This window comes from Mesorhizobium sp. C399B, from assembly GCF_030323185.1.
GTDB lineage: Bacteria > Pseudomonadota > Alphaproteobacteria > Rhizobiales > Rhizobiaceae > Mesorhizobium.
The window spans coordinates 3,668,050-3,692,919 of the sequence record NZ_CP100472.1 but is presented as its reverse complement, the minus strand read 5'-3'; the positions used below and the strand labels follow the sequence as shown (position 1 = coordinate 3,692,919).

22 protein-coding genes and 1 pseudogene are annotated in these 24,870 nt (G+C 64.1%); 11 read left to right on the top strand and 12 right to left on the bottom strand.

Features of this window, described 5'->3' with window-relative positions:
• Window positions 1-75: 75 nt before the first annotated feature.
• Window positions 76-843, top strand: a complete 768-nt coding sequence (locus NLY36_RS17820) for an N-acyl amino acid synthase FeeM domain-containing protein (RefSeq protein WP_023695933.1) — start codon at window positions 76-78, stop codon at window positions 841-843.
• On the opposite strand, the gene NLY36_RS17815 is transcribed toward NLY36_RS17820, so the two are convergent.
• Window positions 818-949 (bottom strand): hypothetical protein, encoded by a 132-nt coding sequence (locus NLY36_RS17815; protein WP_280793507.1) that lies wholly within the window; start codon window positions 947-949, stop codon window positions 818-820. The two genes, NLY36_RS17820 and NLY36_RS17815, sit on opposite strands and share 26 nt — an antisense overlap.
• Here NLY36_RS17815 and NLY36_RS17810 point away from each other — a divergent pair.
• The 5 genes from NLY36_RS17810 (at window position 948) to NLY36_RS17790 (ending at window position 4,677) form a co-directional block, all read left to right on the top strand.
• A complete protein-coding gene (locus NLY36_RS17810) occupies window positions 948-1,097 on the top strand; it encodes a DUF3096 domain-containing protein (RefSeq protein WP_023671341.1) in 150 nt (49 codons plus the stop codon). The two genes, NLY36_RS17815 and NLY36_RS17810, sit on opposite strands and share 2 nt — an antisense overlap.
• A gap of 165 nt (window positions 1,098-1,262) precedes the next feature.
• Window positions 1,263-1,487 (top strand): aa3-type cytochrome c oxidase subunit IV, encoded by a 225-nt coding sequence (locus NLY36_RS17805; RefSeq protein ID WP_023671340.1) that lies wholly within the window; start codon window positions 1,263-1,265, stop codon window positions 1,485-1,487.
• A gap of 83 nt (window positions 1,488-1,570) precedes the next feature.
• Window positions 1,571-2,848: a Re/Si-specific NAD(P)(+) transhydrogenase subunit alpha gene (locus NLY36_RS17800; RefSeq protein ID WP_023695932.1), complete on the top strand. Its 1,278-nt coding sequence runs from the start codon at window positions 1,571-1,573 to the stop codon at window positions 2,846-2,848.
• The gene (locus NLY36_RS17795) at window positions 2,848-3,273 is read left to right on the top strand and encodes an NAD(P) transhydrogenase subunit alpha part 2 (RefSeq protein WP_032891560.1); all 426 of its coding nucleotides are present in this window, start codon (window positions 2,848-2,850) and stop codon (window positions 3,271-3,273) included. Before NLY36_RS17800 ends, NLY36_RS17795 begins: the two co-directional genes overlap by 1 nt.
• A gap of 6 nt (window positions 3,274-3,279) precedes the next feature.
• Entirely contained in the window at window positions 3,280-4,677 is a 1,398-nt protein-coding gene (locus NLY36_RS17790) for an NAD(P)(+) transhydrogenase (Re/Si-specific) subunit beta (RefSeq protein ID WP_023671337.1), read from the top strand.
• A 92-nt stretch (window positions 4,678-4,769) separates the two neighbouring features.
• Here the strand turns inward: NLY36_RS17790 and NLY36_RS17785 are convergent, their stop codons facing one another.
• Window positions 4,770-5,687, bottom strand: a complete 918-nt coding sequence (locus NLY36_RS17785; RefSeq protein ID WP_023695930.1) for a membrane protein — start codon at window positions 5,685-5,687, stop codon at window positions 4,770-4,772.
• Window positions 5,688-6,018: 331 nt separating this feature from the next.
• On the opposite strand from NLY36_RS17785, the gene NLY36_RS17780 reads away from it, so the two are divergent.
• Window positions 6,019-7,461 (top strand): hypothetical protein, encoded by a 1,443-nt coding sequence (locus NLY36_RS17780; protein ID WP_023736882.1) that lies wholly within the window; start codon window positions 6,019-6,021, stop codon window positions 7,459-7,461.
• A 231-nt stretch (window positions 7,462-7,692) separates the two neighbouring features.
• Here NLY36_RS17780 and gyrB read toward each other — a convergent pair whose 3' ends face one another.
• From gyrB to NLY36_RS17765, 3 genes are all read right to left on the bottom strand, one after another.
• The gene (gene gyrB, locus NLY36_RS17775) at window positions 7,693-10,164 is read right to left on the bottom strand and encodes a DNA topoisomerase (ATP-hydrolyzing) subunit B (RefSeq protein ID WP_023671333.1); all 2,472 of its coding nucleotides are present in this window, start codon (window positions 10,162-10,164) and stop codon (window positions 7,693-7,695) included.
• A 145-nt stretch (window positions 10,165-10,309) separates the two neighbouring features.
• Window positions 10,310-12,940, bottom strand: coding sequence for a caspase family protein (locus NLY36_RS17770; protein WP_023695928.1), 2,631 nt, complete (start codon window positions 12,938-12,940; stop codon window positions 10,310-10,312).
• Between the two features lie 76 nt (window positions 12,941-13,016).
• Window positions 13,017-13,586, bottom strand: coding sequence for an NADPH-dependent FMN reductase (locus tag NLY36_RS17765; RefSeq protein ID WP_023683526.1), 570 nt, complete (start codon window positions 13,584-13,586; stop codon window positions 13,017-13,019).
• A 217-nt stretch (window positions 13,587-13,803) separates the two neighbouring features.
• Between NLY36_RS17765 and NLY36_RS17760 the strand changes: the two genes are divergently transcribed.
• Window positions 13,804-15,174: a cytochrome P450 gene (locus NLY36_RS17760; protein ID WP_023736883.1), complete on the top strand. Its 1,371-nt coding sequence runs from the start codon at window positions 13,804-13,806 to the stop codon at window positions 15,172-15,174.
• Window positions 15,175-15,189: 15 nt separating this feature from the next.
• Here the strand turns inward: NLY36_RS17760 and NLY36_RS17755 are convergent, their stop codons facing one another.
• From NLY36_RS17755 to NLY36_RS17725, 7 genes and pseudogenes are all read right to left on the bottom strand, one after another.
• On the bottom strand, window positions 15,190-16,170 hold the full coding sequence (locus tag NLY36_RS17755; protein ID WP_023693143.1) for a complex I NDUFA9 subunit family protein: 981 nt from the start codon (window positions 16,168-16,170) through the stop codon (window positions 15,190-15,192).
• Between the two features lie 104 nt (window positions 16,171-16,274).
• Window positions 16,275-16,724, bottom strand: a pseudogene (locus NLY36_RS17750) (DoxX family protein).
• Window positions 16,725-17,050: 326 nt separating this feature from the next.
• Complete coding sequence (locus NLY36_RS17745; protein WP_023689222.1) at window positions 17,051-18,052, bottom strand: Ldh family oxidoreductase; 1,002 nt, start codon at window positions 18,050-18,052, stop codon at window positions 17,051-17,053.
• A 112-nt stretch (window positions 18,053-18,164) separates the two neighbouring features.
• The gene (locus NLY36_RS17740; protein WP_023703668.1) at window positions 18,165-18,974 is read right to left on the bottom strand and encodes an ABC transporter permease; all 810 of its coding nucleotides are present in this window, start codon (window positions 18,972-18,974) and stop codon (window positions 18,165-18,167) included.
• The gene (locus NLY36_RS17735) at window positions 18,974-19,639 is read right to left on the bottom strand and encodes an ABC transporter permease (protein WP_032891566.1); all 666 of its coding nucleotides are present in this window, start codon (window positions 19,637-19,639) and stop codon (window positions 18,974-18,976) included. Before NLY36_RS17735 ends, NLY36_RS17740 begins: the two co-directional genes overlap by 1 nt.
• 208 nt (window positions 19,640-19,847) lie before the next feature.
• Window positions 19,848-20,648: a transporter substrate-binding domain-containing protein gene (locus NLY36_RS17730; protein ID WP_023671323.1), complete on the bottom strand. Its 801-nt coding sequence runs from the start codon at window positions 20,646-20,648 to the stop codon at window positions 19,848-19,850.
• Window positions 20,649-20,702: 54 nt separating this feature from the next.
• Window positions 20,703-21,518, bottom strand: coding sequence for an ABC transporter ATP-binding protein (locus tag NLY36_RS17725; protein ID WP_023736885.1), 816 nt, complete (start codon window positions 21,516-21,518; stop codon window positions 20,703-20,705).
• 226 nt (window positions 21,519-21,744) lie between these two features.
• Between NLY36_RS17725 and NLY36_RS17720 the strand changes: the two genes are divergently transcribed.
• From NLY36_RS17720 to NLY36_RS17710, 3 genes are read left to right on the top strand one after another with little or no spacing between them, the layout of a single operon-like run.
• Window positions 21,745-22,617 carry a dimethylarginine dimethylaminohydrolase family protein gene (locus tag NLY36_RS17720; RefSeq protein ID WP_023736886.1) on the top strand — a complete coding sequence of 291 codons (873 nt, stop codon included), beginning with the start codon at window positions 21,745-21,747 and terminating at the stop codon, window positions 22,615-22,617.
• Window positions 22,587-23,255 (top strand): TetR family transcriptional regulator C-terminal domain-containing protein, encoded by a 669-nt coding sequence (locus tag NLY36_RS17715; RefSeq protein ID WP_023725953.1) that lies wholly within the window; start codon window positions 22,587-22,589, stop codon window positions 23,253-23,255. The genes NLY36_RS17720 and NLY36_RS17715 overlap by 31 nt, the downstream gene beginning before the upstream one ends.
• Window positions 23,252-24,832, top strand: a complete 1,581-nt coding sequence (locus NLY36_RS17710) for a 5-guanidino-2-oxopentanoate decarboxylase (RefSeq protein ID WP_023736887.1) — start codon at window positions 23,252-23,254, stop codon at window positions 24,830-24,832. The genes NLY36_RS17715 and NLY36_RS17710 overlap by 4 nt, the downstream gene beginning before the upstream one ends.
• The last annotated feature ends 38 nt before the right edge of the window (window positions 24,833-24,870 follow it).

Here is a 24,870-nt window from a genome sequence, read left to right as displayed (position 1 = left end):
AGACGATTAGAGTTTCATCTTCTTGTTCCTTCGGTCGTCCGGTATTGTTCTCCTGCGGCGGTACGAGGGGAAGTAATGGACACGCATCAGTCAGGTGTGCTTTCGGGTGCGGCAGTCAAATCCGGCCCGCCTTCCTTGTTCGCCCGCAACGTCCTCGACGTCCTCGAGCGTGTCGAATACCGGCGCTGCGAAAGCGGCGAGGATCTCGAAGCGGTCTACCGGCTGCGCTACAAGGCCTTTCATACACACGGCCTGCTTGACACCATTACCGAACAGAAGCTCGTCGATCCCCTTGACGAAGTGCGCAATTGCTACTGTTTCGGCGTCTTCATGGATGGCGAGCTGGTCAGCACCGTCAGGCTCCACCATTTGACCCGTGAGACCCCCGAAGCGCCGATCATGACCGTTTTCGGCGACCGGCTGCTGCTGCGGCTGGCGCGCGGTGAAACCTTCATCGACCCGAGCCGGTTGGCGATCGATCCGCAAATGTCGTCGGCCAACCGCGCCCTGCCCTATGTCACGCTGCGGCTCGCGGTTATCGCCAACACCTTCTTCAACGCCACCAGCTGCATTTCGATGATCCGCGAGGAGCACACGGCCTTCTACCATCGCATCTTCGGATCGGTGCAGGTCGGCGAGCCGCGCCTCTACCCGCCCTTCACCATGCCGATCTTCTTCTATGAATCGATCTGCGAGCAGAACATGGCCCCGACGCTGGAGCGCTTTCCCTTCTTCCAGTCGACGGCGCTGGAGCGGCGTATGCTGTTTGCCAAGGCGCCGGCCGGCGAGCTCGCGCCGCTGACCATCCTGCCCACCGCTAAATATTTTCGCGAAGCAGCGTAATGTCGGCAAAGCCGGCGCACTTTAGCGCCCGGTGCGAGGAGCTTTCCGGCCGCTTCGGCGTTCTGGACGTCACGACGCCGACGCGGCCATAGAAAGGAACCGACATGCATATTCCCGAGCTAGCACTGACCCCGCTGATCTCGCTGATTGCCGGCGTGCTGATCCTGGTGATGCCGCGGCTGCTCAACTACATCGTCGCGCTCTATCTGATCGTCATTGGGCTGCTCGGGCTGTTTCCGCATCTAGCCGGTTGAAACGCAAAATCCTCAACCTTCGACGCCAGGCCGGCGACAAGCCCATACCGCCGGCTTTCAACATTTCTTTGAGGCTGTTGTCACTGGTCGTGCGGCAATAGCGCCATTGCTCTTGGCCCGGCTTTTCGCTATGTGCCTCAAAGATGTCTTCGAAGGGGTATTCCTATGGCTGATCACACGCCGACCGGTCCTGTCGAACTGGGCGCGAAGATGGACTATGCCGAACATGACCGCACCTATCATGGCTTTCTGGCGCTGGCCAAATACGGCTCGCTGTTCTGCGGCGCCCTGCTCCTGGCCATGGCTTTCGGCTTCTTCGCAGGCGGCTTCTTCTCCGCGACCATCCTGTTCGTGCTGATCCTCGCCCTCGGCGCCTTCATTCTCCGATAGTCTATACAGACCCCTTGCCAGGGCGTAGCCGGATATCCGGCCGCACTCTTGCGCAAACAGGTTCCAGCCGAAAGGATCATGCGGTGGGACAGACGGTTTTCATCCCTCGCGAGCTCGATGCCAGCGAGCCTCGTGTCGCGGCCTCGCCCGATACCGTGAAGCGGCTGGCGGCGCTGGGCTTCGACGTCACCGTCGAGACGGGCGCCGGCACCAAGTCGCGCATTCCCGATGAGGAGTTCGCCAAGGCGGGTGCCGCGATCGGCAAGGCTTCGGATGCGAGCCGGGCGGATGTGGTGCTGAAGGTGCGCCGGCCGACCGACGCCGAGCTGAAGGGCTACAAATCGGGTGCGGCGGTCATCGCCATCATGGATCCCTACGGCAATGATGCCGCGGTCGCGGCGCTTGCCGAGGCTGGGGTCACCGCCTTCTCGATGGAATTCATGCCGCGCATCACCCGCGCCCAGTCGATGGATGTGCTGTCGTCGCAGGCCAATCTCGCCGGCTACCAGGCCGTGATTGACGGCGCATCGGAGTATGACCGCGCGCTGCCGATGATGATGACTGCGGCCGGCACCGTGCCGGCGGCGAAGATCTTCATCATGGGCGTCGGCGTTGCCGGCCTGCAGGCGATCGCCACGGCGCGCCGTCTCGGCGCTGTCGTCACCGCCACGGACGTTCGTCCCGCCGCCAAGGAACAGGTGGCGTCGCTTGGCGCAAAGTTCCTCGCCGTCGAGGACGAGGAGTTCAAGGCGGCCGAGACCGCCGGCGGCTACGCCAAGGAAATGTCGAAGGAGTACCAGGCGAAGCAGGCAGCGCTCACCGCTGAGCACATCGCCAAGCAGGACATCGTCATCACCACGGCGCTGATCCCCGGCCGGCCGGCGCCGAAGCTGGTGTCGGCGGCGATGGTCGCCTCGATGAAGCCGGGTTCGGTGATCGTCGACCTCGCCGTCGAGCGCGGCGGCAATGTCGAAGGCGCGGTTGCGGGTCAGGTGGTGACGACGGCCAACAACGTTAAGATCGTCGGCCACCTCAACGTGCCCGGCCGCGTCGCCGCATCGGCCTCGCTGCTCTACGCCAGGAACCTGTTCGCCTTCCTCGAGACGCTGGTCGACAAGACCAGCAAGACGCTCGCCATCAACCGCGAAGACGATCTGGTTAAGGCGACGATGCTGACCGACGCTGGCCGCGTGGTGCATCCGGCCTTCGCCAAGGCGGCGGAACAGCCCCATATCGAACCGGCGGCCATTCCGGCCGAGACCATGGTGGCTGATGCCACGCCGAAGAAGGCTGCACCGAAAAAGGCGTCCGACAAAGCCACTGCCGGCAAGTCCGCCGCCAAGCCGAAGGGGATCGCGTGATGGATCAGACCTTGCAGAAAGCCCTCGATCAGCTCGACCAGGCAAGTGCCGCCGTCCGGCTGGCTGTGCAGAACCTGGCCAACGCGCCCGGTGGCGTCGATGCGGCGGGCGATGCCGCGCACGCACTGTCCGGCGGCGCCATCGATCCCTTCGTCTTCCGCTTCGCCATCTTCGTACTTGCGATCTTCGTCGGATACTACGTCGTCTGGTCGGTGACGCCGGCGCTGCACACGCCGCTGATGGCGGTCACCAACGCCATCTCCTCGGTCATCGTCGTCGGCGCGCTGCTGGCCGTCGGCATCTCGGCCTCCGGCATTGCCACCGGCTTCGGCTTCGTCGCGCTGATGCTGGTCTCAGTCAACATCTTTGGCGGCTTCCTGGTCACCCAGCGCATGCTGGCCATGTACAAGAAGAAGGACCGGTAGAGAGCCATGAACGCCAACTTCGCGTCCTTCCTCTACCTGGTCTCCGGCGTCCTGTTCATCATGGCGCTGCGCGGCCTGTCGCATCCGACCACCAGCCGCCAAGGCAATCTCTACGGCATGATCGGCATGGGCATTGCCATTGCCACCACGCTGGCGCTGGCGACTCCGTCCGCCGGGCGCTTCGGCCTGATCGTGCTTGGTCTGGCCATCGGCGGCGGCGTCGGCGCCGTTACAGCGCGCCGCATCGCCATGACGTCGATGCCGCAGCTGGTCGCCGCCTTCCACTCGCTGGTCGGCCTTGCCGCCGTCATGGTAGCGGCAGCCGCCATCTACGCGCCGGAAAGTTTCGGCATCGGCACCAATGGCGACATCCACGCCCAGGCGCTGATCGAGATGAGCCTTGGCGTTGCCATCGGCGCCATCACTTTCACCGGCTCCGTCATCGCCTTCCTCAAGCTCGATGGCCGCATGTCGGGCAAGCCGATCATGATCGGCGGCCGTCACATCATCAACGCGGTCCTCGGCATCGCGCTGATCGTGCTGATCGTGCTTCTGGTCACCACCGAGGCCAAGCTGGTGTTCTGGCTGATCGTCGCGGCGTCGCTGGCGCTCGGCGTCCTCTTGATCATCCCGATCGGCGGCGCCGACATGCCGGTCGTCGTCTCGATGCTGAATTCTTATTCCGGCTGGGCCGCCGCGGCACTCGGCTTCACGCTTGGCAATCTGGCGTTGATCATCACCGGCGCGCTGGTCGGCTCGTCCGGCGCCATCCTGTCCTACATCATGTGCAAGGGCATGAACCGGTCGTTCATCTCGGTCATCCTCGGCGGCTTCGGCGGCGAGACCGCGGCGGTTGCCGATGACGGCATCGAACGCACGGTCAAGCAGGGCTCGGCCGACGACGCTGCCTATCTGATGATGAACGCACAGAAGGTCATCATCGTGCCGGGCTACGGCATGGCGGTCGCTCAGGCCCAGCACGCGCTGCGCGAAATGGCCGACAAGCTCAAGGCCAATGGCGTGGATGTCAAATACGCCATCCACCCCGTGGCCGGCCGCATGCCCGGCCACATGAACGTGCTGCTCGCCGAAGCCAATGTTCCCTATGACGAAGTGTTCGAACTGGAAGACATCAACTCCGAGTTCGCGCAGGCCGATGTCGCCTATGTCATCGGCGCCAACGACGTCACCAATCCGTCCGCCCGCGACGACAAGTCGTCGCCGATCTACGGCATGCCGATCCTCGACGTCGACAAGGCCCGCACCTGCCTGTTCGTCAAGCGCTCGCTCGGCTCCGGCTATGCCGGCATCGACAACACGCTGTTCTACAAGGACGGCACCATGATGCTGCTCGGCGACGCCAAGAAGATGACCGAGGAAATCGTCAAGGCCATGGATCACTGATCCCGCTGCAACCTTCCACTGGAAGGTTGTCGGTCCATCATCGGAAACAAAAAAGCCCGGTTCGACCGGGCTTTTCTATGTTGAAGACCGGTTCAGCGGCTGGTCAGGAAAACCGCTTCCTCGTCGTCGCGCTGCCTGCCGCCCAGTGCTGCCGCAGCGCTGGCGATGAAGGCGCCGATAACCAGCGACAGGGCGCCAAGCAGTGCGAAGGTGGCGCTGCCTTTCCGGGCGGCGTCGGCGGCCTGCTTGGCCTTGACCTTGGCGTCCTCGACCCTGGCCACCAGGGCGTCGACACGCGCCTTGGCGTCAGCCTCGGAAAGCCCGGTGCGGGCGGCGACGAGCTGCGACAGATAGGTCTTGTCGTCAGCCGAAATTTCGCCTGCCGCCGCACTGGCGATGAGGATGCGCGAAGCCTGCCCGGCCGCAGCCGCATCGCTGTCCGGATTGGCCGCCGCGAGCCTGGCGGCATCAGCCGGACGGAACAGCGTATCCACAAGATAGGACGTTGCATTGTCGGCCGGTGCGCTGCCGGCATTGGCGGACGCGCCGGCCGAAGCACCCATGGCGGCGCCTGAGGCAACAGTAGAAGCCGCCTGCACGCCTGAACCAAGCACTGCCGACAGCGCCGACCCGAGAATGCCGACGACCAGCAATGTCGCCAGCGCCCAGGCGAGGAGGCCGTGCGCGGTGTCACGGAAATAGACCTCGTCGGTGTGGATGCCGACCCATTTGGTGCGCAGGCGTCCGGCAAGATAGCCACCGACCCCGGAGGACAGCCATTGCACGATGATGAGCCAGATGGCGCCGGACACCGCGAAGGTGGTCAGCGAGGCACTGGCGCCGGACCACGGCGAGACCATGGTCAGCCCCAGCCCCGAACCGAGCAGCATGAGGATGAAGGTCAGCGTCGAGGCCGCGAAGGCGCCGGCGATGATCGGACCCCAGCTGACGGCCGGGGCGGAGGATTCTGTTGAGGCGGATACGTCGACAGCCGATACGGTGGACTGCATCGACGCCTCCTACCGTACGAACAGCATGATGAGAATGATGATCGGGATCGGAATACCGAGCAACCAGAGCAAAATACCGCGTCCCATAAAGAGCCTCCCTGCGAGAAATTGATCGATGTCGTCACAATGTTCCTGAGCGATTTCCGTTCCGAAGGGCAATGAAATGATTTGCTTGCCGGGAACGGAACCATTTTCCGCGCGGCCCGAGGCACGACTGCGAAACTGTGGATTGGTTCACGGAGTTCCACATGGGCTGCCGTGTATTGTTGGCTCGGTGAGCCGGGGGTAGCATGAGCGATCCCGCCGTCGGATGTCGTCAACGGAGACGCTGATGCCCAAGACTGTCGCATCGCTGGCTTACAAAAAGGCGCAGCCCGGCCAGGCGGTGGTGATCGTGCACGGCATGGGCGAGCAGCGGCCGATGGGTACGCTGAGGGGATTCGTCCAGGCGGTCTGGAGCAGCGATCCCACCCGTGCTCCACCCTACGCCCAGATTCCCGATCCGGCCGTTTCCGGCGCCACGATCAACCAGAGCTGGATCACGCCCGACAGCCGGACCAAGTCACACGAGCTGCGCCGCATCACCACGCCCTACGACGTCGATGGCCGCCGTACCGATTTCTACGAGCTTTATTGGGCCGACATCACGCAAGGCACGACGCGCGGCCGGCTGGCCGCCTGGGTTACGAACCTGTTGTGGCGCAAGCCCGCCGACATTCCGCTCGACGCCCGCAAGCTTTACGTCGCCACACTTCTGATCGTTATCGTCATTCTGGGCGCAGCACTCGTGCTGGCAACATCGGTCTGGCAACAGGCCGTTACCTTGACGACCGGCCTGATGATCACCACCCTCGCTTCTTTTGTCATCTGGGCGGTGGATCAGTTCGCCCTGCCCTATTTCGGTGACGTCGCCGCTTATGTGCGCGCCGAGGCGGCGACGATCGAGAAGCGTGCGCTGATCCGCGACCGCGGCCTGACGTTGCTCAAGACGCTGATGAAGGACGATGCTTACGACCGCATCGTGCTAGTCTCGCACAGCCTGGGGTCGATCATCGCCTATGATTTGCTGCAGATCCTGTGGGCCGAGTTCCGGCCGCGAAGGCTGGAAGCGGTCCGCGACAAGGCCAAACTGGCGGCGGTCGAGGCCATCGACAAGGCAACGCTCGGCTCTGATGGGTCAGCGTGGCCAAAGAACCTTGAAGACCTCGCCGGGTTCCGGCGCGGCCAATGGGCGCTCTACCAGCAGCTTCGGGCCAAGGACGCCGACCACCCGCTGCCCTGGAAGATCAGCGATTTCGTCACGCTTGGCAGTCCGCTCTCCCACAGCGAATTCCTGGTGACCTACAATCTCGCGGAATTCAGGCGTGGCCTTGCCGAGCGCCTGTTCTCGGCTTGCCCGCCGATTGCCGATGACGGGCGCCCCGGCGGCACCGTGCTTTACCGGGAAGGACACAGCCAAGGCAAGGCGCAGCGCGCGGTGCATCATGGCGCGGTGTTTGCGGCAACGCGCTGGACGAACGTCTACGACCGCGGCAATGGCTGGGCGACAGGCGATCCGATTTCCGGTCCGATGACGGAAAACTTCGGCCCCGGTGTGGAGAACATCCAGATCGAGCTTCGCAGCTCACTTGGCCGTATCTTCACCCACACGCTTTATTGGTCATCGACGGCAAACGGCGTCGAAATCGCCCTGCCGGCGGGCACCGCGCCGCGCTCGCATCTGCAAGTGCTGCGCGACGCGGTGGACCTCGGGCGAAAGCTGGAACCGAGTTGAGTGGAGATTGACTGAAGCCCCTCAACTTCGTCATCCTAGGGCGAAGCAGGAGCGAAGCTCCGTCGCGAAGACCCTGGGATCCATTCCGTGACCTCGGTCGAATGATGCAGCGGCGTAGAATTCTGCACCGTTTTCAAGGCCTTAACCTCACGGCATGGATCCTAGGGTCTGCGCTGCGTCGCTGCGCTCCTTGCTCCGCCCTAGGATGACGAAGCGATGGGCGCGCAGCCATCAAATGTCCAGATTGGCCACCGACAGCGCATTGTCCTGGATGAATTCGCGCCGCGGCTCGACCTCGTCGCCCATCAGCCGCGAGAACAAGCTGTCAGCATCGGTTGCGTCATTCACCTTGACCTGCAGCAGCGAGCGCACATTCGGGTCGAGCGTGGTTTCCCAGAGCTGCTCGGCATTCATCTCGCCGAGGCCCTTGTAGCGCTGCATGGTCAGGCCCTTGCGGCCGGTCGCAAACACCGCGTTGAGCAGCGCCAGCGGCCCCGAAATGGTTTCGGAGACATCCTTGCGGCGCAGCACCGGCGGCTCGCCATAGACTTCCATGAGGCGCGGGGCATAGCGGTCGAGCTGGCGTGCGTCGGCCGAATTTATCAGCCCGGCATCGAGCTGCGCGAATTCCTTGACGCTGCGCACCGTGCGTTCGAACACGTAGCCGCCGACGCCTTCATTGGAGGTCGACAGCCGGCCGGTCCAGCCGCGCTCGGTGTCTTCGGCAATGATGTCGAGGCGCTGGGCGACGCGCTCGGCCATGGCGTTGGCGCGGCCGAGATCGTTCAACACGTCGGCATTGAGCGCGCCGGCGATCGCCGCCTGTTCGACCACACCCCTGTTGTAGCGCGTATGCAGCCCGTTGATGAGCTGGCGTACTGCCAGTGCATCGTCGATCGAGCCGCGCAGATCCTGTCCGGCCCGCGCCTCGCCGGAGGCAAGCGTCAGCGACGCCTCCTCCAGCCCGGAGCCGATCAGGAATTCCTCGAAGGCGCTCTCGTCCTTGATGTATTGCGAGCTTTTTCCGCGCGTCACTTTGTAGAGCGGCGGCTGGGCGATGTAGAGATGGCCGCGCTCGATCAGCTCCGGCATCTGGCGGAAGAAGAAGGTGAGCAGCAAGGTCCTGATATGGGCGCCGTCGACGTCGGCGTCGGTCATCAGGATGATCTTGTGGTAGCGCAATTTGTCGGCGTTGAACTCGTCCTTGCCGATCGAGGTGCCGAGCGCGGTGATCAGCGTGCCGATCATCTCGGAGCCGAGCATGCGGTCGAAGCGGGCGCGCTCGACATTGAGGATCTTGCCGCGCAGCGGCAGGATCGCCTGGTTCTGGCGCGAACGGCCGCCCTTGGCGGAGCCGCCGGCCGAGTCACCCTCGACGATGAAGATTTCGGATTTCGCCGGGTCGCGTTCCTGGCAGTCGGCAAGCTTGCCGGGCAGAGAGGTGACGCCGAGCGAGCTTTTGCGGGTGATGTCGCGGGCCTTGCGCGCGGCTTCGCGCGCCGCAGCCGCCTGGATCACCTTGTCGATGACCACCTTGCCCTCGGTCGGGTGTTCTTCCAGCCAGGTGCCAAGCGCCTCGTTGACCAGGCCTTCGACCACGGGCCGCACCTCTGACGAGACCAGCTTGTCCTTGGTCTGCGAGGAGAATTTCGGATCGGGAACCTTGACCGACAGCACCGCCGTCAGGCCTTCGCGGCAGTCGTCGCCGATCAGCGCCACCTTTTCCTTCTTGGTCAGGCCCGACGATTCGCCATAGCCGGTGATCTGGCGCGTCAGCGCGCCACGGAAGCCGGCCAGATGGGTGCCGCCATCGCGCTGCGGGATGTTGTTGGTGAAGGCCAGCACGTTCTCGTGGTAGCTGTCGTTCCACCACATCGCCACTTCGACGGTGATGCCGTCGCGCTCGGCCTTGATGGCGATCGGCTTGTCGATCAGCGGTTTCTTGACCCGGTCGAGATATTTGACGAACTCTTCCAGGCCGCCATCATAGTGCAACTCGTGGCGCACGAGATCGGCATGGCGGGCATCGGTCAAAATGATGCGCACGCCGGAATTCAGGAAGGCGAGCTCGCGCAGCCGGTGCTCCAGCGTGCCGAAGTCGAACTCGACCATGGTGAAGGTTTCGGACGACGGAAAGAAGGTGATCTCGGAACCGCTGCGGCCCTCATAGGTGCCGGGCTGCTTGTTCTGCTCATAGCTGCCGGTCGCCTTGAGCGGCGCATCGGCATTGCCATGCGTGAAGCTCATCTCGAAAATCTGGCCGTTGCGGCGGATTTTCAGCTTCAGCCAGGCCGACAACGCGTTGACCACCGAGACGCCGACGCCGTGCAGGCCGCCAGACACCTTGTAGGAATTCTGGTCGAATTTGCCGCCGGCATGCAGCTGCGTCATGATCACTTCGGCCGCCGAAATGCCTTCGCCAGTGTGAATATCGGTCGGAATCCCGCGGCCATTGTCGATAACGGTGACCGAACCGTCGGGATTGAGCGTCACCGTGACCAGATCGGCATGGCCGGCCAGCGCCTCGTCGATGGCGTTGTCGACCACCTCATAGACCATGTGATGCAGGCCCGAGCCGTCATCGGTGTCGCCGATATACATGCCCGGCCGCTTGCGGACAGCGTCCAACCCCTTCAAAACCTTGATGGAATCGGCGCCGTATTCGGCCTCAGCGCCGTTGGCGTTGTCGCTTTGATCGCTCATGAAAACCTGTCTGATTGATGCCGCATGCTCAGCGCGAAAAAATGGCTTCGAATCACGCCGCTTTGATGTCCTAGATATAGGCGCAAAAGGCGGTTTTTCCAAGGTTTGCGGGGATTTCAGGGCTGAATCCCGAGCTGGCAGCCGGCTATTTTTTCGCGGCTTTCAATTTGGCCAGAAGTCGGCGCAGATATCTGATCGTGGGTTTGTCCCTCGGCGCCAGTTTGCCTGTGCGGTCAAGCTCCAGCGTCAGGTCTAGCGCCTGCGACAACACAGCCTTCGGATTCTTCGCCACATAGGCATAGTTGATGTAGGCCTGTACCAGATCGAATTGCCAGATCGCATTGTCCGGATCGGACAGGGCCAACCGCTGGCGGATGGCCAGGCTGGCTTCGAAGGCCTTCTTCGAGCCATCATAGTGGCGCTGCTTGGTCTCCAGCAGGCCTATTTCCTCGAACGTGATCGACAGGTCGCGCTGCCAGTCGGAATTGCCCGGGTCGAGATTTGCCAACCGGTTGGCAATAACGAGACTGTCCTGATAGTTCTGCAAAGCACCGGCGATATTGCCCTGGGCATCAAACACGCCGGCAATTTTTTCCAGACAGACCGATAGGTCGCGCTGCCAGTCGGTGTTGCCTGGGTCGCTTGCGGCAAGGTCTCGCGCCGTGGCCAGCGCTTGCTGGTAGGCCTCCAACGCGAGTGGCCAGTCCTTCTGGTCGCCGTAAGCATTGCCGATCTTGGCGTAACCGACCGACAGGTCGCGCTTCAAATCGGTGTCGTTTGAGTCGCGGCGCACCAGCGCTTCGGCGATTATTTGGCTCTTGTGGTAGGCGTCGAGCGCGCCCGCAGCGTCGCCACGCTCGCGCAGGACGTCGCCGATCCTTGTGTAGCTGACGGAGACGGCGCGCTGATGCCTGGGGTCGTCGGGGTTGTTCTGCGCCAGCGCCAGCCGAATTCTCAGGCTCTCTTCGAATGCAGTCTGGGCGCCATCCAGCTGGCCGGCGGTGCGGGCAAGACCGCCGATTTCGTCGTAGGTAATGGTCAGGCCGCGCAGCAGATAGACGCTGTTCGGCTCGGCATCGGCCAATTGCTGCTTGATGGACAGGCTTTGCTGGTATGCCTGGGCTGCCGCACCCACGTCGCCTTGCGTGGCCAGCACATTGCCGATCTTGTCATTGGCCATGGCCAGATCGCCGAGCCAGTCTTTTTTGTCAGGGACCCTTGCAGTCAGATCCTGCAGCATGTCCCTGGCCGCCTCATAGTTTTGCAGGGAGGCCGGCAGATCGCCTTGCGCCATCTTGATGTTGGCGAACTTGATATGGCCGATGGCGAGGTCCCGCTTGACGCTCGGATCGGTTTCTTGACGCGCTCGCTGCTCAAGATTGGCGACCAGCGCCGCAAAGGCGCGGCCGGCGGCGTCGGTTTTGCCAATCGTTGTGTAGAGGATGCCGAGCTCTTCCAGCGTGCGGCTTTGGCGGTCGGCCTGTTCCAGGCTGAGAGAGGTCTGTCCGGCTTCGCCATAGAGCGCCAGCACCGTTTCATAGTCCTTGATGGCGGTGGCATAGTCGAGGGTGGCGCGCGCCGCGGCGCCCGAGAGAAATAGCGTCGCGGCTTCGGACAGGGTGCGGCTGACGAAATTGGCCTTCAACGCCTGGCGCGAGACATTGTCGACGTCGGCGGCCTTGGCGAGGATCACGCGTGCACCATCGAAAGCGCCGAGCGCCAACTGTTCCTCGGCCTGGCGGCGCAGTTCGGTCACCTGCGGGTCGTCGGCGGCCAGCGTCTTCATCTCGCCGCGCACCTTGACGAAGGCGTCGGCGGCCTCGCGCAGCTTGGCGTCCAGGCTTTCGCCGGAGAGATGGCTGGTGTCGGAACTGATCAGCGCGCCATAGAGCGGCGCCAGCGGCATGTCGGCATCGCTGGCGACACGCTCGACCGCGCCGCGCATTTCCGGCGTCACATCGGCCATGGCAAGCAGCAGCCGCTCGCGCTCCGGCAATTGTTCCTTGGCCGCCGAGGCGAAGAACAGCTTCGGCAGCCCGCTCTCGACGTAGGGCAGCTGTTTCCCGCGCGAAAGGTCGTAGACCTCCTGCTGCACCAGCGTCAGCACCGAGCGGATTTCGAGCCCGTCGGTGCCGAGATATTTGGTCAGCGCCGCTGTAAAGGGCGAATTCGCACCGGTACCGTCGGCAGCCGTCTCGCCGGGCGCCGCCGAAAAGGCGAACAGGATGTTTTCCGCCTTGCCGACGCGTCCGAGGCCCGGCTTGATCTTGTCCACAAGGCCCTTGATCAGCGATGTCGCGCCGCGTCCGTCGCCGCTGCCGCCCGTGAACGGATCGCTGCGGCAGGCGTCGAGCACGATCAGCCCGACCTTGGCCGTGGCGGCCACCGCGTCGCGCACCTCTTCCAACGGCAGGCTGGTCTTTTCCAGCCGATCGAGCGAGGAGGCATCGGCATCGACCGGCAGCAGCCGGTTGTCGCCGGAGATTTCGACGCCATGGCCGGAGAAATACACCAGCGCCACGTCGGCGCCCTTGGCATCCTCGCGAAAATCATCGAGCGCACGGCGCATGCGCCTGAGATCACGGTTGGTTTCGAGAACGACCTCGAATCCAAGCGTCTTCAGCGCCGCTTCCATCGCCTCGCCGTCATTGACCGGATTGGCGAGCTTCCGCACCAGCCGGTAGTCGTTATCGGCAATGACCAGCGCCACGCGCCGCTCCGCCACCGCCGTGGCGGTGGTCGCAAGCATCAACAGCAAGGCAAACAACAGGCGCAAATCGAACCGCCCCCGGCTCAGTCACCTGCCGACCATTCCACCTCTTTATGGCATGAGCAAGCCGGGGCCGGCTGCGTTACGTAGCCCGCATCGGCTTCAGCGCCCCGCTCCAGCGCGAGAGCTCGTCCAGCATGGTCTTGGTCCCACCCTCTACCTGCTCACTAGCCTGGAAGGAGCCGTCGCTCTCCAGCAGTTTCTGATACATCGGCAGCGCGACGCCTTCCGAGATGGGCATGACGCCCACCGCGGTCAGCAGCGGCTTCAGCGCCTGCGCGGCGCGCAGGCCTCCGGAAATGCCGCCATAGCTGAAGATGGCGGCTGGCTTGTATTTCCATTCGCGCGCAAGGTAGTCGATGGCGTTGACGATCGCAGGCGCCACGAAATAATTGTACTCCGGCGCCACGAACACGAAGGCGTCGGCGGCATCAATGACCTTCGACCAGGCTTTGGTGTGGTCGTTCTGGTAATTGCCGAGCCTGGGGTGATGCGGCTCGTCCAGAACCGGCAGATGGAACGTGGCAATGTCGGTCAGCACCGGTTCGAATTTGCCGTGCTCGCGGGCAAAATCCTCCAGCCAGTGGGCGAAGACCGGCCCGGCGCGGCCCGGCCGCGTGCTGCCGATTATGATGTTCAGCTTGTGCTTCAAGCGGACTCTCCTGGGCGATTGGCAGTAGCTGTTGGTAACTGTCACCTATGGCAGAGTGTCCAACCGGACAAGCCGCAACCGTTTCACCGGCGGTCACGATCCGATGAACACACCGTCTGTCGGGCACACCGGGCGCTGCAGCGTTTCAGTTTGCCGTTCGGTCACATGGACGCCCGGATTGCCAGCCACTACATCTGAGCTATCAGCGGAGCACCTCATGGACACGCAGCCCGTCCCCTTCGTGCCGCCGGCGCCCAAGCCGCGCACGACGCCGCCTTCGACGCTGGAGATGATGCGGATCGTCTACCGCAATCCGCTCGAACTGTGGGGCGAGCACACCTACAACGAGCCCTGGATTTCGGCGAATGGCGTCGGCGGGCATCTGATCGTCGCCAACGATCCCGGCCTTATCCGCCACGTGCTGATCGACAACGCCAAGAACTACAAGATGGCGACGGTGCGCCAGATGATCCTGCGACCGATCTTGCGCGACGGGCTGTTGACCGCCGAAGGCGAGGTGTGGAAGCGCTCGCGCAAAGCGATGGCGCCGGTGTTCACGCCGCGGCATATCTTCGGCTTCGCCGAGCCGATGCTGCGCCGCACGATGCAGTTCGTCGCCCGCTATGACGAAGGCGGCATGACCGATGTCGCCCATGACATGACGCTGCTCACCTACGATATCCTGGCCGAGACGCTGTTTTCGGGCGAGATTGCGGGCGAGCCCGGCAGTTTCGCGCAGGAGATCGACCGCCTGTTCGAGACCATGGGCCGCGTCGATCCGCTCGACCTGTTGCGCGCGCCCGAATGGCTGCCGCGGCTGACCCGCATCCGCGGCCGCAAGACCATGGCGTATTTCCGCAAGATCGTCACCGATACGGTCAAGATGCGCGAGGAGCGGCTGAAGCGCGACCCCGACACCGCGCCGCAGGATTTCCTGACGCTTCTGCTGCGCGCCGAAGGCCCCGACGGGCTGACGCGGGCGGAAGTCGAGGACAACATCATCACCTTCATCGGCGCCGGCCACGAGACCACCGCGCGGGCACTGGGCTGGACGATCTACTGCCTCGCCGAAGCGCCGTGGGAGCGTGAAAAGGTCGAGCGCGAGATCGAGGCCGTGCTGGCGCGCGAACCCGACCCAACGAAATGGCTCGACGCAATGCCGTTCACCCGCGCCGCCTTCGAGGAGGCGCTGCGGCTTTATCCGCCGGCGCCGTCGATCAACCGCGAGCCGATCGAGACGGAGACCTGGAACGATCTGGTGCTCCCCAAGCGCGCGGCCGTACTGGTGATGCCTTGGGTCGTCCACCGCCACAGAAAACTGTGGGACATGCCCGACGCCTTCATGCCCGAACGCTTCCATCCGGGAAACCGCGAGAAGATCGACCGCTTCCAGTATCTGCCGTTCGGCGCCGGTCCGCGCATCTGCATCGGCGCCAGCTTCGCCATGCAGGAGGCGATCATTGCGCTGGCCATCATGCTGTCGCGCTTCCGCTTCGATGTGACCGCCGAGACCAAGCCGTGGCCGGTGCAGAAACTGACGACACAGCCGCAGGGCGGCCTGCCGATGCAGGTCACGCGGCGCGTTTAACGGCGCAACGCCTTGTTACGCGATGCCGGCGGGCTTGCGCTGGAACTGGCCTGCGGCGCGGAAGCGCCAGAGATAGCTGGGCAGGATGGTGCCGATAGACTGCGGCTGGATATCGAGGCCGGCAAGGTTCCGGTTGGCCTTGTTGGCCTCCTCCGACACGATGTTGGGCTGGCGCAGCAGCAGCACCTGGTCCTTGGTCAGCAACGGGTTGGGCAGCAGGCCGAGGATCGAGGCCTGCAGATTGGCCATCCACCACGGCACCGGTACCAGGAGCCGCTTGCGCTCGATGACGGTCAGCAGCTCTTCCATGCACTGCTTGAAGGTGAGCACTTGCGGCCCGCCGAGTTCATAGATCTGGCCGCCCTTGATCTTGCCCTCGACCGAACGCGCCACCGCTTCGGCGACATCGCCGACATAGACCGGCTGGAACTTGGTCTGGCCGCCGCCGATCAGCGGCAGCACCGGCGAATAGCGCGCCATGTCGGCGAAGCGGTTGAAGAAACTGTCCTCGGGTCCGAAATTGATCGACGGACGGAAGATGACGGCGTCCGGGATCGTCTCCAGGACGGCCTTTTCGCCGAGCGCCTTGGTGCGGGCATAGTCGGATTCGGCGTTGAGGTCGGCGCCCAGCGCCGAGATGTGGGTGAGCCCTGCGCCGACCGAGCGTGCGGCTTCGGCGACGGCGCGGGCGCCGAATTCGTGCACGGTGTTGAATTTCTGCCGGCCGCTTTCATGCGGGATGGCGACCAGATTGATGACATGGTCGGCGCCCTGCACGGCGCGGTCGACCGACCAGCGCACGCGCACATTGGCCTGCACCGGCTGGATCTGGCCGACATTGCCGAGCGGCTGCAGATGTCCCGCCAGATCGGGCCGGCGCACCGCCACCCTGATGCGGTAGCCGCGCTTGGCCAGCGCCCGCACGATGTGGCGGCCGACGAAGCCGGAGCCGCCGAAGACGACCACGAGCTTGGGGATCTGCAGGATTTCGGTCATGGCTGGCTCCGGCGCTCGAAAGCTTGGCTGAAGCCGTTTCATAGTCCGTTTTGGGCCAAAGGCAAAGGGTGACGCGTCGTCGCTGCCACCCTCTTATAGACCCTTCAGAACGCCTTGCCGATGCGCGCGTCGACCGACTGGCGGTTGCCGCCGCGGATAACGAAGAACAGCAGGATCGCCGCCCATAGAAGCGACTTTTCAGCGCCGGAAAAGCCCTGGCCGGCAGTGATCCAGTGGAACCAGACGGTGACCAGCAGCACGATCATGCCGGCAAAGGCGGCGGGCCGAGTCAACAGGCCGATGGCGATCAGAATGCCGCCGAAGAATTCGGTGCAGGACAAAGCAACGACCAGAACGCGCCGGGATAGAAGCCGAGGCCTTCGACCATCTCGGCGGCGCCGAAAGGGTTGGCGATCTTCTGCGAGCCGTGAATGGTGAAACCCGCCGGCGACGACGCGCAGAAGGGTTTCGGCGCCATCATGCAGCGACGAATACAGGCGGCCAAACACCGGAACGATAAGTTTGCCGCGGGAAGCGTCGGTGGTTGCGGAAATCGTAGCTCCTGTTTTTGTGACGATCCCTTGCAAACGCCCGATGGTTCCGGCAAGTCAAGTTAACAAAAGTTAACTTCCGCCACATGTTTTAGCACACAGAGCACGAACGCAGAAAACCCCGCCGAAGCGGGGTTTTCCGGGTGACGCAACGGTCGAGACAGAGCGCAACGGGGCGGATAACCTGAGACGGCATACGCCCGCCCGGGCCCTAAACGCATCCGACAGAAGACACCGACCGGGCAAACCCGACCCGGCAGCTATTGGTCGTTGCGATCGGTAGAAAGGTTCAGTCAGGTCGCGTAAAAATTCGTTGTCGCAGGACCGCTTCAGCCCGAATAGCGCTCGGCGAACTCGGAAATGCGCTGCACCACGGCTTTGGGGGCATTGATGCCGCGCGCCTGCGCCTTCTCGGCCGCTTCGGCCCGCGCCCGGCCCGGAACGTGCACGCCAAAGCGCCGGCGCAGCCGGTCGAGCTGGTCCTTCATGCGTTGCTCGAAATCCGGGTCGAGCAGCTTGGGCTCGACGGCGAGCACGAACAGGCCGGTTCCCGGGCTGTCCGGTCCGCCGGAGAACCAGGGCGCGTCGAGCGACCAGTTGGCGCCCGACAGGCCAGCCGCCAGCACTTCGACCATCAGCGCGATGTTGGCGCCGCGCTGGCCGCCGAAGGCCAGCATGGCGCCCTTCATGGCCGCGGCCGGATCGGTGGTCGGGTTGCCGCTGGCGTCCAGCGCCCAGCCTTCGGGGATCTTCTTGCCGTCCTCGGCCGCCTTGCGGATGTTGACGAACGCCGTGGCGCTCGACGACTGGTCGATGACCAGCGGCGCGCCATCGGCGGCGGGTGCCGCAAACGACATCGGGTTGGTGCAATAGACCGGCTTGACCGAGCCCGAGCCTGCCAGCACCGCCGGCCCGTTGGTGGCGGCGAAGGAGACCAATCCCAGTTGCGCCAGACGCCCGGTGAAATAGCCTAGTGCGCCGCAGGTATAAGCGTTCTTCTGCGAGAAGATGGCGACGCCGAACAGCTTTGCCGCCTTGGCAAGGTCATCGATGGTGCGGTCGAAGCCGGTATGGGCGAGGCCGCCACGCGCATCGGATTGATAGACGGCGAGCGCCGGCCTGGTGATCACGGGATCGGCATTGCCGTCGATGCGGCCGGCTTCCAGCGCTTCGAGGTAATCGATGAAATGGGTCAGCCCGACGGTCGAAAGCCCTTCCGCCTCGGCGGCAATGATCGAGGCGGTGAGCGACCTCGCCGCCTCCTCATTGGCGCCGGCGCCGAGCGCCGCCATCCGGCACAGCCCTGTTGCCTGATCGAGAGAGAGTTGCATGTTGCGGACCCGATTGGTGGTGAGTGAGTAGGGAGTAGTCAGTAGGGAGTAGCGAAAGCAAGCGGTTTCCCGGTCATATGCTGACTACTCACTACTGCCTACTCACTATTCCCTAGCCCACCTTGTTCGGTATGCGCGCCTCGATCTTGCTGAATGCAAACACCAGGAGGCCGGTGATGATCATGTAGATCAGCGCCAAAAGCAGCAAGGGTTCGTAGGTGAGGTAGGTGTCCTGCCGGACCTTGGACGAGACTGCGAAGATGTCGATGACGCTGATCGTCGCCACCAGCGGCGTCGACTTCAGCTGCAGCACGGTTTCGCCGGTCAGCGTCGGCAGCGCCCGGTAGATGGCCTGCGGCAGCCAGATGCGGCGGAAAATCTTCCAGCGGCTCATGCCGAAAGCGCGGGCCGCCTCTAACTGCCCCTTCGGCACGCCGGCAAAGGCGCCGCGCATCACTTCGCCCTCATAGCCGGCGAAGGACAAGGTCAGTGCCAGCACTCCATAAGGCCAGGCTTGCCTCAGATACGGCCACATCCAGGATTCGCGGATCCAGGGAAATTGCGGAAACAGCGAGCCTAGCCCGTAATAGAGCAGCCATAGCTGGATCAGCAGCGGCGTGCCCCTGATGACGGTGCAGAATGTCCTGGCGGGCGCGGAAAACCAGAAAGAGCCGGCGGCCTGCGCCAGCCCGAGCGGCACGGCGAGCAGGAAGCCGAGAAAGCAGGTGACGGCCAGGATCCACAGCGAGCGCCAGATGCCGATCAGTCCCATTTCATAATATTGCGGAAGCCAGTCCCAGCGCATGAAAAAGGCGGCACCGAAAACCAGCGCGATTGCGACCAGGATCAGCACGATGCGATGCGGCTGCAGCCACAGCGACGTGCGCGCGGCAGCGTTGATGATGGTCGCTTCTCCGGCCATCAGCGCGCATCCTTGAGCGACGGCATACCGCGCCGCGACCAGGCCTCGAGACGGCCGATGAGGAGGTTGGAGACCAGCGACAAGATGAGATAGAGCACGCCCGCGGCGAAAAAGAAGGTGAAATAGGCTTTGGTGACGCCCGCCGCCTGCCGCGTCGCCAGCGCCAGCTCGTAAAAGCCGACGACCGCCAGAAGGGCCGTATCCTTGGTGGCGATCAGCCACAGATTGGCGAGCCCGGGTATGGCGAAGGGCAGCATCGCCGGCAAGGTGATGCGCCGCAGCATGAGCCCGGGTGACATGCCATAGGCACGGGCGGCTTCGATCTGGCCCTGCGGTATGGCCAGGATGGCGCCGCGGATCACTTCGGTCGAATAGGCACCCTGGACAAAGCCGAGCACGGCGATGCCCGCGGCAAGGCCGCTGATGTCGACGCGCTGGTAGCCCATTGCGGTCAGCGCCTGGTTGATCAGGTCTGTTCCGGCATAATAGAGCAGCAGGATCAGCACCAGTTCGGGCACGGCGCGCACGATGGTGGTGTAAACCGCCAGCAGGTCGCGTACGACCGGCCCGCCGTAAAGCTTGCCAAAGGCGCCACCGGTGCCGATCAGGAGACCAAGGACCGTGGCGCCGAGCGCGATCTCGATCGAATGGAGCAGCCCAAGCAACAGCGTGCCGCCCCAGCCCGGCGGATTGGGCGAGAGAAGTTCTATGATGCTGGCCGCCGAGGCCGAAAGAAGTGCGTCGATCAGCGTCGCCCCCGGATTGCTGGCTTCAACCACCGCCGACGGCAGCGTCGGTGGCAGCATGTCTGGGAAAGGTCGGGCAGGAGGGGCATGGCGTTGGCGCCATGCCCCTCAGCTCATGCGAGGATCGTCAGTTCGACTGCGCGCCGCCACCACCGTAAATGTCGAAATCGAAGTATTTCTTCGATATCTCGTCATATTTGCCGTTCGAGCGGATCGCCTTGATGCCGGCGTTGATCTTGGCCTTAAGGTCGGTGTCTTCCTTGCGCACGCCGGCGCCCACGCCCGGTCCGAGCACTTCATCGTCCGGAGCCACCATGCCCTTCAGATCGCAGCAGGCCTTGCCCTGGTCCGACTTCAGAAATGCGTCGAGCGCGATCGAATCCGCCTGGACGGCGTCGAGGCGGCCTGCGGCCAGATCGTTGTTGGCTTCGTCCTGCGTCTGGTATTCCTTGATCTCGGCGGCCGTGGGCCCGAAATGCTTCTTGGCATAGGCCGAATGGGTGGTCGACACCTGCACGCCGAGCACTTTGCCCTTGAGATCGTCCGGCGTGGCGCCGAATTTCTGGTCCTTCGGCCCGATGATGGCGGTCGGCGTGTTGTAGTACTTATCCGAGAAGTCGATGGTCTTCTCGCGTTCGGCGGTGATCGACATCGAACTGGCGATGACGTCGATCTTCTTGGTCGTCAGCGCCGGGATGATGCCGTCCCAGGCGACAGGCGTGATGACGCAGTCGAGCTTCTCCTCGGCGCAGACGGCGTCGATGAACTCGATTTCCCAGCCAACCCATTTGCCGGAAGCGTCCGGCGAGGTGAAGGGCGGATAGGGCTCGGCGGCGACACCGATCTTGACCGGATCGGCCTTGGCCACGCCCATGGCGGCAACGCCGAGCAGCAGCGCTGCGGCGAATGTTTTCAGAACAGTCTTCATGTCACGACTCCCAGTTTGTTGTTGGTTCCCGGTTTTCTTCCGTCCCGGCTTGTCCTAGCCGATGTTGCGGATGAACTGCTTCAGCCTTTCGGATTTCGGTGCGCCGAATATCTGCTCCGGCGGCCCCTCTTCCTCGACCAGCCCGTTGCAGAGGTAGACGACATGGGTCGCGACCTCTCGGGCGAATTTCATTTCATGCGTGACCAGCACCATGGTGCGGCCCTCGCGCGCCAGGTCGCCGATCACCTTCAGCACCTCGCCGACCAGCTCCGGGTCGAGCGCCGAGGTCGGCTCGTCGAACAGCATGACGCGCGGGTTGATGGCCAGGGCGCGGGCGATCGCCGCGCGCTGCTGCTGGCCGCCCGAGAGATAGGCCGGATAGACGTCGCGCTTTTCGGCCAGGCCGACGCGCGCCAAAAGCTTTTCGGCTTCCCTGATCGCCACGTCGCGCCTGACGCCCAGAACATGCACCGGAACCTCGATGACGTTCTCGATCAGCGTCATGTGGCTCCACAGGTTGAAGTTCTGGAACACCATGCCGAGCTTGGCGCGGATGCGTTCGATCTGCCGGCGGTCGGCGGGCACGGTGTGGCCGTGGCTGTCGGCCTTGAGTTTGATCTCCTCGCCATTGACGCGGATGATGCCGCTGGTCGGGTTTTCCAGGCAGTTGATGCAGCGCAGCAGCGTCGACTTGCCGGAACCCGAGCCGCCGATAATGGCGATCACCTCGCCGTCGCGCGCCGACAGCGAAACGCCTTTCAGCACATGCAGATGGCCGAATTTCTTGTGCAGGTTCTCGACATGGATGGCCTCGGCAGCGCCGTCCTGCGCCTTGCCGGATTGGACTCTGGCGGTTCCCGCCGCGCTCACCGGGGAACCTCTGCCACAGGGTCCACGGCAGATCGTCGAACGTCTATCCGGCTAATCAACATACGCTGTAATGCCCACTCCAGACTTCAGCATGGACCCAACAGCGCGAGCCCGTCAATCCCGCTCATTACGGCACTTGCGGCCTTATTGTGCAAGTGTATAAATAGCCTCCGATGAAATTTCTTCCATTTTTTTCACCCTGAACACGGCATTGAAAAGGGCACCGATGAGCGCTTTCGGATCACAGTCCATGGCGGCGCCGTTGCGGCGCGTGCTGATGCGGTCGGCGGCCAATGCCATGCGCGGTGCCGACCGGGCTATCTGGCACTATGGCCCGGGTTTCGACCCGGCGAAAGCGGCGGCGCAGCACGCGGCTCTCGCTGAGCTGGTGACGGCGTCCGGCGCCGAAATCGAATGGATCGATGACAATGCCGACGGGCTGTCGGATTCCGTATTCACCCACGACCCGTCGCTGATGACCGACCGCGGCGCGCTGATCCTGTCCATGGGCAAGCCATTGCGCGCCCGGGAGCCATCGCTGCATGAGGAAACCTACACACGCCTGGGTATTCCTATCCTCGGCCGCGTCGAGGCTCCCGGCCAGGTCGAAGGCGGCGATTGCGTATGGCTGGATAAAAACACGCTGGTAATCGGGCGCGGGGTGCGCTCCAACCAGGAAGGCATACAGCAGGTTTCCAACCTGCTGACGCCGCTCGGCATTTCCGTCTACGGCTTCGATCTGCCGCTGTGGCAGGGCGAGGAGGCGTGCCTGCATCTGATGTCGGTGATCAGCCCGCTGGCCGACGACCTGGCCCTGGTCTATTCACCGCTTTTGCCGGCGCCGTTCTATCAGTTGCTGAAGGCGCGCGGCATCCGGCTGGTGGAAGGCGACGCCGAAGAGTTTGCCGCGTCCAACGGCCTCAGCCTGAACGTGCTGCCGACCAGCCCGCATAAGGTCATTGCCGTCGCCGGCTTTCCCAAGACCAAGGCCGCGATGGAAGCCGCCGGCTGCACGGTTCAAATCTTCGAGGCGGATGCGCTCTGCATCGCCTGCGAAGGTGGGCCGACATGCCTGACGCGGCCCATCCTGCGGCAATGAATGAGCGCCGCAAGTTCCGCCGCGAGGGCGAGGAGCGGCGGCGGCAGGATCTGATCGACGCGACCCTGGACAGCGTGGCCGAACATGGGCTGGAGGGCGCCAGCCTGCGCACCATCGCACTGCGCGCCGGCGTCACTGCGGGGCTGATCCGGCACTATTTCCCCGGCAAGGAAGACTTGCTGCAGGAAGCCTACGCGGCGCTGATGGGCCGTATGACCGAGCAGGCGAAGGCAGCATTGCTCATGGAAGACGCCGCGCCGCGCCAGCGCCTTGCGGCCTTCGTTACCGCCAACCTCAACGCCCCGATCATCGATGCACGCGTGTTTTCGCTGTGGGCAACCTTCATCGGCCGCGCCGGCGCGGATCCGAGCCTGGCTCGCGCCCACCGCGAAGGCTATCTTGGCTTTCGCAACGAGGTGGAAGCAGTCGTTGCCGAAGTGCTCGGCGCCGAGCAGCGCAGGCCAAACGCAAATGAGCTGCGCCGCCATGCCATTGCCATCAACGCGATCATCGACGGGCTCTGGATCGAAGGCTGTCTGGCCGCAGAGATGTTCTCGCCTGGCGAATTGGCGGCGATCGGCGTCAAAGCCATAGAGGCCGAGCTCGGCCTCGCGCCGCAAAAGGGAGAGAAGCCATGACCACCATCGGCGAAGCGCTGATCACGCTGCTCGAAGCGCATGGCGTCGACACCGTTTTCGGCATTCCTGGCGTCCACACTGTCGAGCTTTACCGCGGGCTGGCGCGTTCAAAGATACGCCATGTCACGCCGCGTCACGAACAGGGCGCCGGCTTCATGGCCGACGGCTATGCCCGTGCCAGCGGCCGGCCGGGCGTTGCCTTTGTCATCACCGGACCGGGGCTGACCAACACCATCACCGCAATGGGCCAGGCGCGCGCCGATTCGGTGCCGATGCTGGTGATTTCGGGCGTCAACGCGATGCCGACGCTGGGCAAGGGGCTGGGCTTCCTGCACGAACTGCCGGACCAGCGCGGCATGATGGAGAAGGTGGCGCTGTTTTCGCAGCGTGTCACCGAGGCCAGCGAATTGCCGGGCGCTCTGGCGCGGGCCTTTGCGCTGTTTTCGTCGTCGCGGCCGGGCCCCGTCCATATCGAGATCCCGACCGACGTCATGGTCAAACCGGCCGACGGCATCGCTGCTTCGCTCACCAATGCAGCGCCGCCGGCGCCGGATGGCGCGGCAATTGCCGAGGCAGCCAAACTGATCGCAGCCGCGCGCCGACCGCTGATCCTTGCCGGTGGCGGCGCCAAGCGCGCCGAACAGCCACTGCAGCGCCTGGCCGAGCGGCTCGGCGCACCTGTCGTCCAGACCGCCAATGCGCGCGGTCTGCTGCACGCGCATCCGCTTTGCGTGCCGGCCAGCCCCAGCCTGAAGGCGGTGCGTGCGCTGATGGCAGACGCCGATCTGGTCATCGCCGCCGGCACCGAATTCGGCCCGACCGACTATGACGGTTACAGCGATGGCGGCTTCGTGCTGCCCGCCAATCTGATCCGCATCGATATCGGCGCCGACCAGCTCGCCCGCCGCCCGGTGAGCGTCGGCATCCAGGCCGATTGCGCGGAGGCGCTTGGCGCACTGCTTGGCGCGCTCCACCCTGATCATGCCGCGGCGAAGGACGGCGAGAGCCGCGCAGCCGCGTCGAGAAAGGCGGCCTTTGCCGAGCTCAGCCCGGCCTATGCCGCGCAGGTGCGTGCGGTGGAAACCATTCGCGACGCGCTGCCGGGCGCCATCATCGTCGGCGATTCCACCCAGCCGATCTACGCCGCCAACCTTTACTACGACCATGACCGGCCAGGCGGCTGGTTCAATGCCGCCACCGGTTTCGGCGCGCTCGGCTACGGACCACCGGCGGCGATCGGCGCAGCCCTTGCCATGCCCGGCGTGCCGGTGGTCTGCCTCACCGGCGACGGCGGCTTCCAGTTCACCTTGCCGGAGCTGGGCGCGGCGCTCGATGCACCCGCACCGGTCATCTTCGTCGTCTGGAACAACAGATGCTATCGCGAGATCGAAACGTCGATGCTCGATGTCGGCGTCGAGCCGGTCGGCGTGTCGCCGGCGCCGCCGGATTTCTGCAAGCTGGCCGAGGCCTACGGCATATCAGCCGAACGGCTTGCCGGTACTGCCGGTCTCGCCGATGCGCTCAAACGCGCACGCGCAACCAGACTGCCGCACGTCATCGAAATCACCATCGACTGACGCTTGACCGCGCGCTTTACGTCAATGCGCGGGTCAGA

What these genes read in the sequence shown, in the direction of transcription:
- NLY36_RS17820 (WP_023695933.1), top strand. Translation starts at nt 76, where the DNA reads ATGGACACGCATCAGTCAGGTGTGCTTTCGGGTGCGGCAGTCAAATCC.
- NLY36_RS17760 (WP_023736883.1), top strand. Translation starts at nt 13,804, where the DNA reads ATGGACACGCAGCCCGTCCCCTTCGTGCCGCCGGCGCCCAAGCCGCGC.
- gyrB (WP_023671333.1), bottom strand. Translation starts at nt 10,164, where the DNA reads ATGAGCGATCAAAGCGACAACGCCAACGGCGCTGAGGCCGAATACGGC.
- NLY36_RS17805 (WP_023671340.1), top strand. Translation starts at nt 1,263, where the DNA reads ATGGCTGATCACACGCCGACCGGTCCTGTCGAACTGGGCGCGAAGATG.
- NLY36_RS17790 (WP_023671337.1), top strand. Translation starts at nt 3,280, where the DNA reads ATGAACGCCAACTTCGCGTCCTTCCTCTACCTGGTCTCCGGCGTCCTG.
- NLY36_RS17745 (WP_023689222.1), bottom strand. Translation starts at nt 18,052, where the DNA reads ATGCAACTCTCTCTCGATCAGGCAACAGGGCTGTGCCGGATGGCGGCG.
- NLY36_RS17720 (WP_023736886.1), top strand. Translation starts at nt 21,745, where the DNA reads ATGAGCGCTTTCGGATCACAGTCCATGGCGGCGCCGTTGCGGCGCGTG.
- NLY36_RS17755 (WP_023693143.1), bottom strand. Translation starts at nt 16,170, where the DNA reads ATGACCGAAATCCTGCAGATCCCCAAGCTCGTGGTCGTCTTCGGCGGC.
- NLY36_RS17785 (WP_023695930.1), bottom strand. Translation starts at nt 5,687, where the DNA reads ATGCAGTCCACCGTATCGGCTGTCGACGTATCCGCCTCAACAGAATCC.
- NLY36_RS17740 (WP_023703668.1), bottom strand. Translation starts at nt 18,974, where the DNA reads ATGGCCGGAGAAGCGACCATCATCAACGCTGCCGCGCGCACGTCGCTG.
- NLY36_RS17710 (WP_023736887.1), top strand. Translation starts at nt 23,252, where the DNA reads ATGACCACCATCGGCGAAGCGCTGATCACGCTGCTCGAAGCGCATGGC.
- NLY36_RS17730 (WP_023671323.1), bottom strand. Translation starts at nt 20,648, where the DNA reads ATGAAGACTGTTCTGAAAACATTCGCCGCAGCGCTGCTGCTCGGCGTT.
- NLY36_RS17815 (WP_280793507.1), bottom strand. Translation starts at nt 949, where the DNA reads ATGTCGGTTCCTTTCTATGGCCGCGTCGGCGTCGTGACGTCCAGAACG.
- NLY36_RS17715 (WP_023725953.1), top strand. Translation starts at nt 22,587, where the DNA reads ATGCCTGACGCGGCCCATCCTGCGGCAATGAATGAGCGCCGCAAGTTC.
- NLY36_RS17780 (WP_023736882.1), top strand. Translation starts at nt 6,019, where the DNA reads ATGCCCAAGACTGTCGCATCGCTGGCTTACAAAAAGGCGCAGCCCGGC.
- NLY36_RS17810 (WP_023671341.1), top strand. Translation starts at nt 948, where the DNA reads ATGCATATTCCCGAGCTAGCACTGACCCCGCTGATCTCGCTGATTGCC.
- NLY36_RS17795 (WP_032891560.1), top strand. Translation starts at nt 2,848, where the DNA reads ATGGATCAGACCTTGCAGAAAGCCCTCGATCAGCTCGACCAGGCAAGT.